This window comes from Pseudonocardia xishanensis (assembly GCF_039541715.1).
Taxonomy (GTDB): domain Bacteria; phylum Actinomycetota; class Actinomycetes; order Mycobacteriales; family Pseudonocardiaceae; genus Pseudonocardia; species Pseudonocardia xishanensis.
This window is the reverse complement of sequence record NZ_BAABGT010000065.1, coordinates 1-10,223: the sequence shown is the minus strand read 5'-3', so window position 1 is coordinate 10,223 and position 10,223 is coordinate 1. Positions and strand designations below refer to the sequence as shown.

Below are 10,223 nucleotides of genomic sequence, written 5' to 3'. Positions count from 1 at the left end.
ATTCGCCTGGGCGTGTCACCCTGCCCACCGCGTCACCAACCTCCGTAAGTAGGACACCTAGACGGCGACCTGCTCGTCTTCACCTCCGCCGCGGACGCCCCGGTCCGGCTGCGGCTCACCTGGGACGCGACCGACCCCGAGAACCTCCTGTGGCGCAACGAGACCTCCACGGACGGCGGCCCGTGGACGCTGGTCGAGGAGTACCGCTGCCGCCCGGTCGACACCGCCCACCGCCCGGCCCCCGTCGAGGTGGCCCGCCGGGTCGCCGCCCGCGCACTGAACCCGATGATGCTGCGCCTCGCCGGGCGCAGGCACTTCTACGCGGCCCGTCTCGAGCACGTGGGGCGCAAGTCCGGGCGCACCTACGCCACCCCCGTCGTGGCGCTGCGGGTGCCGGAGGGCCTCGCCGTCCCGCTGCCCTACGGGCCGGGGGTCGACTGGCACCGCAACCTGGAGGCCGCGGGCACCGCCGTGCTCACGGCGGACGGCGTCCGCTACCGCCTGAGCTCGCCGCGCACCGTCCCCGCCGAGGAGGTCCTCGCCACGCTGTCGCCCACCAGGCGCACCGCGCTCGGCGCGATCGGCGAGTTCGTGGTGGTGCACGCCGAGCCGATCCCCGCGTCCTGACGGACCCGCGGGACCCGCTCCGCCGGCCCCGCCGCGGCGGGGCCGAGCGCTCAGCGCGGCGGGGTGAGGGTCACCAGGGCCAGGTCGAACTCCCGCACCGCCGCCTCCAGCTCGGCCGGGGTGGGCCTGCGGCCCGCGTGGTCGGTCAGGCCGAGCATCCGCCCGGCCGCCCGCCAGCCGAAGCGCTCGACGACCCGATCGAACGCCGCCGCGACGGAGACCGGGTCCTCGTCGACCTCGGCGTGCATCGCGACGCGCGCGCCCCGGATCGTCACCTCGACCTCGGCCCCGCCACGCAGGTTGGCCCGCCAGGTGTGCTGGGTGACCACCAGGTGCGCGCCGTCCAGCTCGATGTACCCGACCGGGATGTCGAACCGGCGCCCGCTCCGGCGGCCGGTCACGTGCAGGATCAGCAGCGCGCTGTCCAACGCGCCGTGCAGCGGGGACCGCAGCACCCCGCGCACGAGCGGGTTGACGAGGTCGACCATCGGCTGCGGCGGGACGGTCCGGGTGAGGGTGGTGCTCATCGTCGTTTCCTCTCCGTCATCCCTCCACCGTGGACCGGGTGCGTCCGTGCGGGCAGGGCCGAGCAGCCCGGTCCGCCGTCGCCCAACGGTCCGTCCGGGGGGACCTTCGGATCGGGGCGAGCGGGCGTCCGGCCCGTGTCGGTGGGCCCCGGGTGGGCGATCATGGGGGCCGACTTGCGAGGAGGCGGGCGATGACCGGTGTGGGACGGGCGCTGGGCGCCCTCGTGCTCGGGTCCCTCCTCGTCCTCGCAGGCTGCACCGGGAGCCCGCCACCGGGGGGGACGCCGGCGACGTCTCCCGCGACGAGCACGGCCCCGCCCCCGTCGACCGTCCCCCCGGCGGCCACGCCGACCACCACGCCCACCTTCCGCTTCCAGGCCCTGTGGCCCTTCGCCGACGAGGCGGAGGCCGCGCGGTGGCAGTCCGCCTACCGCGAGGGCGGGCACCAGCCCTGGCACCTCGATCCCGGCGACACCGCGCTCGGTTTCGCAGGCGCGCTCGGGCTCACCGGGATCGACCGGGTGACCTCGACCGAGGCGGGCGCGGACGAGGCCTGGATCGGCGTCGGCTTCGCGCTCCCCGACGGCCGCCCGACCACGGCCGCGGTGGTCCACCTCGCCCGCCTGGGCACCGGCACCGACGCCCCGTGGGAAGCCGTCGGGACCCGCGACACCGACCTGACCCTGGACATCCCCGCGTACGGCGTGCGGGTGTCCGCGCCGTTCACCGTCGGCGGGCAGATCACCGGGGTCGACGAGAGCCTGCGCGTCCAGGTCAGGGCGGCGGGCACCGCCGCGCTGCTGGGCCAGGCCTGCTGCCTGCCCGCAGGCGGCGAGCGGCGGCGCTGGAGCACCACGGTCGGCGCGTCCGGGCGGGGCACGGCGACGGTCGTGGTCAGCACGGGTGGGCACGTCGCCGACGTCGAGCGGTTCGCCGTCACCGCGGTCCTGCTGGGCTGAGCGGAATACCGGGCGATACCCTGACGTCATACCCCCCGGGGTACTCACGACGTGGAGGAGCAGCAGGTGGACGTGAACGCGGCGAAGCTGACGGACGTGGTCGCCCGACTCAAGCGGGTGCAGGGCCAGCTGGGCGGGATCGTCCGGATGATCGAGGAGGGGCGGGACTGCTCCGACGTGGTCACCCAGCTCGCGGCGGCCTCGCGCGCCCTCGACAAGGCCGGCTTCAAGATCATCTCGACCGGGCTCAGGGAGTGCGTCGCCCTGAACGAGGACGGCACCCGGCAGGTGAACGAGGCCGAGCTGGAGCGCCTCTTCCTCACCCTCGCCTGATCCGCGCCGCGCACGCCCACCACCGACCCGCGATCGCCACATACCCTACGGGGTAGGGAACACGAGGCCGCCACCATGACCTTCCCACCGCTCCGCGTCGCGATCGTCGAGACCACGGGCCTCGGCGACCGCAGCTACCTCGTCGACGACGGCACCACGGCCGTCGCCGTCGATCCGCAGCGGGACATCGACCGCCTCACCGCGCTGCTCGCGGCCCGGGGACTGCGGCTGTCCCACGTCGTCGAGACCCACGTGCACAACGACTACGTCTCCGGCGGGCTCGAGCTGGCCCGCACCACCGGCGCGACCTACGTACTCGCCGCGGGAGACGACCTCGCCTACGACCACCACCCGGTCGTCGACGGCGACGTCCTCACCGCGGGAGCGATGCGGCTGCGGGTCCTCCACACCCCCGGCCACACCCACCACCACGTCAGCTACGTGCTGGAGGACGCTGCGGGCGGGGTCCATGGGGTCTTCACCGGCGGTTCCCTGCTCTACGGCGCGACCGGGCGCACCGACCTGGTGGACCCGGCCGACACCGACGCCCTGACCCACGCCCAGTACCACTCCGTGCGCAGACTGGCCGCCGAGCTGCCCGCCGACACCGCCGTCTACCCGACCCATGGTTTCGGCAGCTTCTGCTCGGCCACCCCGACCAGCGGCGACGCCTCGACCGTCGGTGCCCAGGAGCACGTCAACCCGGCACTGACCCTGGACGAACAGACCTACGTCGACACCCTGATCGCCGGCCTGGGCGCCTACCCCGCCTACTACGCGCACATGGGCCCGGTGAACCGGAGCGGCCCCGGGCCCGTCGACCTCTCGATCCCGGCGCCGGTCGATCCCGCCGAGCTGCGCCGCCGGATCGCCGGCGGGGAGTGGGTGGTCGACCTGCGCGACCGCACCGCGTTCGCCGCCGGGCACCTCGCGGGCTCCGTCGGCATGGAGCTGTCGCAGAACTTCCTCACCTACCTGGGCTGGCTGCACCCCTGGGGCGCGCCGCTGACCCTGATCGGGGAGAGCGCCGAGCAGGTGGCGCAGGCCCGCCGCGAGCTCGTCCGGATCGGGGTGGACCGGCTCTCCGGGGTCGCCTACGGCGCGATCGACCGGCTGGCGGGCGGCCGTCCACTGCGCTCCTACCCGGTCTCCGACTTCGCCGGGCTCGCCGCCGCCCTGCACGCCGGACCGGTGACCGTCCTCGACGCCCGTCGAGACGACGAGCGGGCCACGGGCGCGGTCCCCGGCTCCCTGCACATCCCGATCCACCTGCTCGCCGACCGGGCCGACGAGGTGCCCGCGGGCGAGGTGTGGATCTACTGCGGCTCGGGCTACCGCGCCTCGATCGCCGCGTCGATCCTGGACCGTCCCGGCCGCGCGCCCGTCCTGGTCGACGACGACTGGGCGAGCGCAGCCGTCGTCGGCCTCGACTCGGCGGTGCTCCCCGCGGGGCGGTGAACCCCCGCGCCGACCGGCGGGCGCCCGGTCTACGGCGTGGAGGTCCCGACCTCGCCGGTCGTCGCCGGGCTCGGGTCGGGCTCGGCCGCCCGCCCACGCCTGCGCTCCTGGACGGTCCAGTAGACGATCTCGTCCCGGTCGCCGTCGTCGTACAGGGCGGCGAGGACGGCGGCGGACCCGTCCTCCGGACCGGAGGGGTCGGTCGGCTCGGACGGCTCGGGCTCCATGTCCCGACCCTGCCCCGACGCGGCCGTCGCGGCGCAGGGTCGAAGGTCCGCACCCGCTCGGCCGAGCGGCCCACGCGGGTCCACGGGAGGACGTCCGGCGGGTCGAAGGGGGACGGAGGACCCTGCGCGCCTCGGCACGGCGGGCGGAGCCTCGACGGCGTCCCACCCCACCCCCTGGAACCGAAAGGACTCCCATGAGCACCCTCTCCCGCCGCGAGCGCGGTGACGTGGCCCCGCTCGGCCGGATGGACAAGCTGTTCGACGAGTGGTTCCGGTCGCTGCCGATGCGCCGTCCGTTCTCCATGCCCTGGGACTGGAGCGGCGAGGACCTCATCCGCGTCGACGAGTACCGCGACGGCGACACCCAGGTGATCAAGGCCGAGCTGCCGGGCATCGACCCGGCCGAGGACGTCGAGATCACCGTGGTCGACGGCATGCTGCGGATCAAGGCCGAGCGGCGGATCGAACAGGACCGCGAGGACAAGGGCTACACCCGCCACGAGATCCGCTACGGCGCGATGACCCGCACCCTCCCGCTGCCCCAGAACGTCGCCGAGGCGGACATCTCCGCCTCCTACGACAACGGCATCCTGGAGATCCGCGTCCCGGTCCCCGCGGCGCCCGAGGCACCGGCGCCCATCACCATCCCGGTCGCCACGAGCTGACCCCACCCGTGCGACGCACCGTGCCCACCGGGCGCGGTGCGTCGTCGTGGGTCGGCCGGGAACGCGCGGGCCAGGGACCTCGGGCCCTGTCGCCGCCGCGCGGTGCGCCGGATCCTCGGGCGATGCGATCGCCCACCCTGGCGGGGCCGCGCGCCGACACCGCCGTGCTGCTCCCGCTCCTGCCCGCGCCCGACCGCGCCGTGGTCGAGTGCGCCCTTGCCGCCGCCGCCGAGCGGCACGGCGTCCTGCGGGTCGCCCCGTCGGGCCCCGACGAGGGCGCCGCCGCTGCCGCCGCCTTCCGCGCCGTCCTCGCGGCCGTCCGCGCCGCCGCACCGACGACGGCCGAGGTGCCCGTCGAGATCCTGGCCCACCCACCCGAGGGACCCGAGGGGCTGCTGGTCGCCGCCGCGGACACCCCCGACCTCGACCGCCTCGCGACCCGCCACGACCGCCTGCTGGTCGTCCCGCACGCCCCGCACCCCGGGGGCGCGGTCGTCGTCGGCGTCACCGAGTCCACCGCCGAGATCGTGCTCGACGAGGCGTTCCGGGCGGCCGAGCGAGCGGGATCCCGGCTGATCGCCGTCCGCGCCCGGGGTGGCGGGCACGCCCCGCACTGGGCGGTCGCCCGGCGCAGGCTGGATCTGGCGGTGACGCCGTTCCGGCGGGCGCATCCGGGCGTCCGGACGCGGACCGTGGTGACCGAGTCCGGCCCGATGGACGCCCTGACCTCGGCGTCCACCGTCGCGCGGCTCGTCGTGGTGGGCACCCCGTCGACCACCCGCGGATCCGCGCTCTCCGTCGCCGACCTGGCCGGGCGGCTGCGTTGTCCGCTGCTGCTGGTCGCCCAGGACGGTCCACGCCGGGGGTGAGCCCGGCGGGGCCCGGGCCGTGAGGACCGGGTCGGAGGGCCCGGGCCGAGCGGGACGCGGGGCCCTGTCCCGCGCGTCCCGGGCACGCGACCGTGGCCCCATGGCCTCTGACACCCTGACCGCCGCGAGCGCACGCCCCCATGCGGAGAACGTCTGGGCCGCCGCCCGCCGCGACCTCGACGGTCTGCCGGGCGGCGGGCTCAACATCGCCCACGAGGCGGTCGACCGACACGCCGCCGACCCGCTCCAGCGCGGCCGCACCGCCCTCCGGATCCTGGACCGCACCGGCACCGCGCACGAGCTGACCTACGGCGAGCTGGCCCGGCGCAGCACCCGCTTCGCCTCCGTCCTCGACCGGCTCGGCGTCTGGCGCGGCGACCGGGTGGCCACCCTGCTGGGCCCCGACCCCGACCTCTACGTCGCCGCGCTCGGCATCCTGAAGGCCGGCGCCGTGCTCGCCCCGCTGTTCAACGCCTTCGGCCCCGAACCCGTCCGCACCCGGATCGAGCTGGGCGGGGTGTCCGTGCTGGTCACGACACCCGAGCTGTACCGGCGGACCGTCGAGCCGATCCGCGAGGAGCTCCCCGGGCTGCGGCACGTGCTGCTCGTCGGCCCGCTGCTCGACGGCCTGCTCGACGCCGCCGACCCCGACCGCCCGATCACCCGCACCGCGCCCGACGACGCGGCGCTGCTGCACTTCACCAGCGGCACCACCGGGGCACCGAAGGCCGCGTTGCACGGGCACGGGGCCGTCGTCGCGCACCTGGCGACCGCGCGGTCCCTGCTCGGCCTGCGGCCCGACGACGTCTACTGGTGCACCGCCGACCCGGGCTGGGTGACCGGGGTGTCCTACGGGATCGTCGCGCCGCTGGTCGTGGGGGCGACGGTCGTCGCCGACACCCGACCCTTCGACGTCCGCCGCTGGTACCGCGTGCTCGACGAGCAGCGCGTCACCCTCTGGTACACCGCGCCGACCGCGCTGCGGATGCTGATGGCCCGCGGCGCCGAGGAGGCCCACCGGCACGACCTCTCCGCGCTGCGGACGATCGCCAGCGTCGGCGAGCCGCTCAACGGCGCGGTCGTCGAGTGGGCGCTGCAGACCCTGGGGCTGCCGGTGCACGACACCTGGTGGCAGACCGAGACCGGGGCGATCATGCTCGCCACCGCGGCGGACGAGGAGGTCCGGCCGGGGGCGATCGGGCGCCCGGTCCCGGGCATCGAGGCCGCGGTCCTGGCCCAGGGGCCGGACGGGCGGGCCCGGGTCGAGAACGGGCACGTCACCGTCATCCACGGCTCGGCACAGGGCGAGCTCGCGCTGCGCCCCGGCTGGCCCTCGCTGTTCCACGGCTACTTCGGCGACCCGGACCGCACGGTCGCCTGCTTCGCGGACGGCTGGTACCTCACCGGCGACGTCGTGCGGCGGGACCGGGACGGCTGGTACCGGTTCGTCGCACGGGCGGACGACGTGATCAAGACCGCGGGCCACCTCGTCGGCCCGTTCGAGGTGGAGAGCTGCCTGATGCGCCATCCCGCGGTCGCCGAGGCGGGCGTGATCGGGGTGCCGGACCCGGCGGCGGGCGCGCTGGTGAAGGCGTTCGTGGTGCTGCGCGCCGGTGTCGAGCCCACCGAGGAGCTGCAGGCCGAGCTGCTCGGCTACGGCCGCCGCGAGCTCGGCGCGGTCGCACCCCGCGCGATCGCGCTCGTGCCCGACCTGCCGCACACGCGCAGCGGCAAGGTCATGCGCAGGCTGCTGCGGGCCCGCGAGCTGGGGCTGCCGGAGGGGGACCTGTCCACTCTGGAGAACCCCTCATGACCGACCCGCGCGACCCGCTCGCCCTGCTGACCCTGATGGTCCGCATCCGGCGCTTCGAGGAGCGCTGCGCCGGGCTCTACTCCGCGGGCGCGATCCGCGGGTTCCTGCACCTGTGCGTCGGGGAGGAGGCCGTGGCCGCGGGCGTGCTCGCGGCGCTGGGCCCGGACGACGCCGTCGTCTCGACCTACCGCGAGCACGGGCACGCCCTGGCCCGCGGCATCCCGATGACCGCGCTGCTGGCGGAGATGTTCGGCCGCGCGACCGGCTGCTCGCGCGGGCGCGGCGGCTCCATGCACCTGTTCGACGCCGAGCGGCGCTTCTACGGCGGCAACGCGATCGTCGCGGGCGGCATCCCGCTCGCCACGGGCCTCGCGCTCGCCGACCGCTACCGGAACCGCCCGCACGTGACCGCGTGCCTGTTCGGCGACGGCGCGGTGGCCGAGGGCGAGTTCCACGAGTCGCTCAACCTCGCCGCGCTCTGGCGGCTGCCGATCGTGTTCTGCTGCGAGAACAACCGCTACGCCATGGGCACCTCGCTGGCCCGCAGCCACGCCGAGACCGACCTCGCCCTGCGCGCGGGCTCCTACGGCATGCGGGCCTGGGCGGTCGACGGGATGGACGCGGTCGCCGTGCAGGAGGCCACGGCCCTGGCGGTCGACACCGCGCGCGCCGGGGCGGGCCCGTGCTTCCTGGAGCTGCAGACCTACCGCTTCCGCGCCCACTCGATGTACGACGCCGACCGCTACCGCGACCGCGCCGAGATCGACGCCTGGAGGCAGCGCGACCCGATCGACCGGCTCGCGGCCACCCTCGTCGCGGACGGCCTGCTCGACGCCGGGGGCCGCGCCGCGCTGGAGGCGGCCGCCGACGCCGAGCTCGACGCCGCCGTCGCCGCCGCCGAGGCCGCCCCGCTCGAGCCGGTCGCCGACCTCACCCGCTACGTGACCACGGAGGCGTCGTGACGATCACCGCAGGCGGGCCGACGACCCGCACGACCACCTTCCGCGAGGCCTTCCGGGAGGGGCTGCGCGAGGCCCTGGCAGCGGACGACCGGGTCTTCCTGATCGGCGAGGACGTCGGCCGGTACGGCGGGTGCTTCGGCGTCAGCCAGGGGCTGCTCGACGAGTTCGGCCCCGACCGCGTGCAGGACACCCCGCTGTCGGAGTCGGCCTTCGTCGGCGCGGGCATCGGGGCCGCCCTGGGCGGCACCCGGCCGATCGTCGAGATCATGACGGTCAACTTCGCGCTGCTCGCGCTGGACCAGATCGTCAACACCGCCGCGACGCTGCGGCACATGTCCGGTGGGCAGCTGGGCGTCCCGCTGGTGATCCGCATCCCGACGGGCCCCGGCCGCCAGCTCGCCGCCCAGCACTCGCACACCCTCGAGGGCTGGTTCGCGCACGTCCCCGGCCTGCGCGTGGTCACCCCGGCGACCGTCACCGACGCCCGCGGGATGCTGGCCACGGCGCTCGCCGACCCGGATCCGGTGCTGGTGTTCGAGCAGATCGCGCTCTACGGCGCGTCCGGCGAGCTCCCGGTCGCGGGGGGCGCCGTCGACCTCGACCGGGCGGCGGTCCGGCGACCGGGGCGGGACGTGACGGTCGTCGGGTACGGCGGGTCGCTCGCCCCGGCGCTGGAGGCGGCCGACCTGCTCGCCGCGGGCGGGGTGTCGGCCGAGGTCGTGGACCTGCGCACGCTGCGGCCGCTGGACTCCGCGACCGTGCTCGAGTCGGTCACCCGGACCCACCGGCTCGTCGTGGTGGACAACGCCTGGCGCTCGGGGGGGCCGATGGCCGAGGTCGTCGCCCGGGTGGCGGAGGAGGCGCTCGACGAGCTGGACGCGGCGGTCGAGCGGATGGGCGCCGCCGAGGTGCCGCTGCCCTACCCGCGGCACCTGGAGGAGGCGGCGCTGCCGTCCGCGGACCGGATCGCCGCGGCCGCGCGGCGCACGCTCGCCTGAGGAGGCACCGATGGTCGCGTTCACCATGCCCTCGCTGGGCGCCGACATGACCGAGGGCACGATCGTGGAGTGGCTGGTGGGGCCGGGCGACGCGGTGTCGCGCGGGCAGGTCGTGGCGGTCGTGGACACCGACAAGGCCGCCATCGACGCCGAGTGCTGGACGCCCGGGGTGGTGCGGACGCTGCTGGTGGGGGTCGGGGACAAGGTCGCGGTGGGGACGCCGCTGGCCGAGATCGAGCCCGCGGAGGCACCGGTGGGCACGGGCCCCGAGCCGCCGCTGCCGATCCCGCCGCTCCCCGGTCCCCCGCTGCCGCCCGCGCCCCCGCTCCCGGAGCCGGGCCCGGTCCCGACACCTCCCCCGGACGAACCTCCTCCCCTGCCCCAGCCCCCGCCGTGGCCCGAGACCAGCACGCCTGCCCCCGCCGCGCCGCCGGTGCCGGTGGCCGCAGCCGGGTCGCCCGCTCCCGGGGCTGCCGGGACCGAGGTCGCCGAGCCCGCGACTCCGGTGGAACCCCCGCCCGAGCCGCGGGTGGGGTCGCCGCTGGTGCGCCTGCACGCGGCCCGGGCCGGGGTGGACCTGCACGCCGTGCCGGGCAGCGGACCGAACGGGATGATCGTGCGCTCGGACCTGGACCGGGTCCTGCACCCGCCGCGGGTCCGGGCCAGCCCCTACGCCCGCCGGATCGCCCGCGAGCGCGGCGTCGACCTGGCCGGGGCGCACGGCAGCGGGCCGGGCGGGCTCGTCCGCGCGCGCGACGTGCCGCCCGCACCGCCGCCCGCCGCGG

General features: G+C 76.3%; 12 protein-coding genes. 10 read left to right on the top strand and 2 right to left on the bottom strand.

Features of this window, described 5'->3' with window-relative positions:
- Window positions 1-249: 249 nt before the first annotated feature.
- On the top strand, window positions 250-627 hold the full coding sequence (locus ABD993_RS21395) for a PNPOx family protein (RefSeq protein ID WP_345421251.1): 378 nt from the start codon (window positions 250-252) through the stop codon (window positions 625-627).
- A 50-nt stretch (window positions 628-677) separates the two neighbouring features.
- On the opposite strand, the gene ABD993_RS21390 is transcribed toward ABD993_RS21395, so the two are convergent.
- A complete protein-coding gene (locus tag ABD993_RS21390; protein WP_345421248.1) occupies window positions 678-1,154 on the bottom strand; it encodes a nitroreductase/quinone reductase family protein in 477 nt (158 codons plus the stop codon).
- A 191-nt stretch (window positions 1,155-1,345) separates the two neighbouring features.
- On the opposite strand from ABD993_RS21390, the gene ABD993_RS21385 reads away from it, so the two are divergent.
- From ABD993_RS21385 to ABD993_RS21375, 3 genes are all read left to right on the top strand, one after another.
- Window positions 1,346-2,113, top strand: a complete 768-nt coding sequence (locus ABD993_RS21385; protein WP_345421245.1) for a hypothetical protein — start codon at window positions 1,346-1,348, stop codon at window positions 2,111-2,113.
- 51 nt (window positions 2,114-2,164) lie between these two features.
- Window positions 2,165-2,446, top strand: coding sequence for a metal-sensitive transcriptional regulator (locus ABD993_RS21380; protein WP_425569078.1), 282 nt, complete (start codon window positions 2,165-2,167; stop codon window positions 2,444-2,446).
- Window positions 2,447-2,521: 75 nt separating this feature from the next.
- Window positions 2,522-3,904 (top strand): MBL fold metallo-hydrolase, encoded by a 1,383-nt coding sequence (locus ABD993_RS21375; protein ID WP_345421242.1) that lies wholly within the window; start codon window positions 2,522-2,524, stop codon window positions 3,902-3,904.
- Window positions 3,905-3,933: 29 nt separating this feature from the next.
- Here ABD993_RS21375 and ABD993_RS21370 read toward each other — a convergent pair whose 3' ends face one another.
- The gene (locus tag ABD993_RS21370; RefSeq protein ID WP_345421239.1) at window positions 3,934-4,131 is read right to left on the bottom strand and encodes a hypothetical protein; all 198 of its coding nucleotides are present in this window, start codon (window positions 4,129-4,131) and stop codon (window positions 3,934-3,936) included.
- A 194-nt stretch (window positions 4,132-4,325) separates the two neighbouring features.
- Here ABD993_RS21370 and ABD993_RS21365 point away from each other — a divergent pair, with 194 nt between their 5' ends.
- The 6 genes from ABD993_RS21365 to ABD993_RS21340 form a co-directional block, all read left to right on the top strand.
- Window positions 4,326-4,796 carry an Hsp20/alpha crystallin family protein gene (locus ABD993_RS21365; protein ID WP_345421236.1) on the top strand — a complete coding sequence of 157 codons (471 nt, stop codon included), beginning with the start codon at window positions 4,326-4,328 and terminating at the stop codon, window positions 4,794-4,796.
- Between the two features lie 122 nt (window positions 4,797-4,918).
- The gene (locus ABD993_RS21360) at window positions 4,919-5,665 is read left to right on the top strand and encodes an adenine nucleotide alpha hydrolase family protein (RefSeq protein WP_345421233.1); all 747 of its coding nucleotides are present in this window, start codon (window positions 4,919-4,921) and stop codon (window positions 5,663-5,665) included.
- 100 nt (window positions 5,666-5,765) lie between these two features.
- Window positions 5,766-7,478, top strand: a complete 1,713-nt coding sequence (gene acsA, locus ABD993_RS21355) for an acetate--CoA ligase (RefSeq protein ID WP_345421230.1) — start codon at window positions 5,766-5,768, stop codon at window positions 7,476-7,478.
- A complete protein-coding gene (pdhA, locus tag ABD993_RS21350; protein WP_345421227.1) occupies window positions 7,475-8,440 on the top strand; it encodes a pyruvate dehydrogenase (acetyl-transferring) E1 component subunit alpha in 966 nt (321 codons plus the stop codon). The genes acsA and pdhA overlap by 4 nt, the downstream gene beginning before the upstream one ends.
- A 2-nt stretch (window positions 8,441-8,442) precedes the next feature.
- A complete protein-coding gene (locus ABD993_RS21345) occupies window positions 8,443-9,438 on the top strand; it encodes an alpha-ketoacid dehydrogenase subunit beta (protein ID WP_425569079.1) in 996 nt (331 codons plus the stop codon).
- Window positions 9,439-9,448: 10 nt separating this feature from the next.
- A partial coding sequence (locus ABD993_RS21340; RefSeq protein WP_345421219.1) for an E3 binding domain-containing protein occupies window positions 9,449-10,223 on the top strand: 775 nt, incomplete at its 3' end.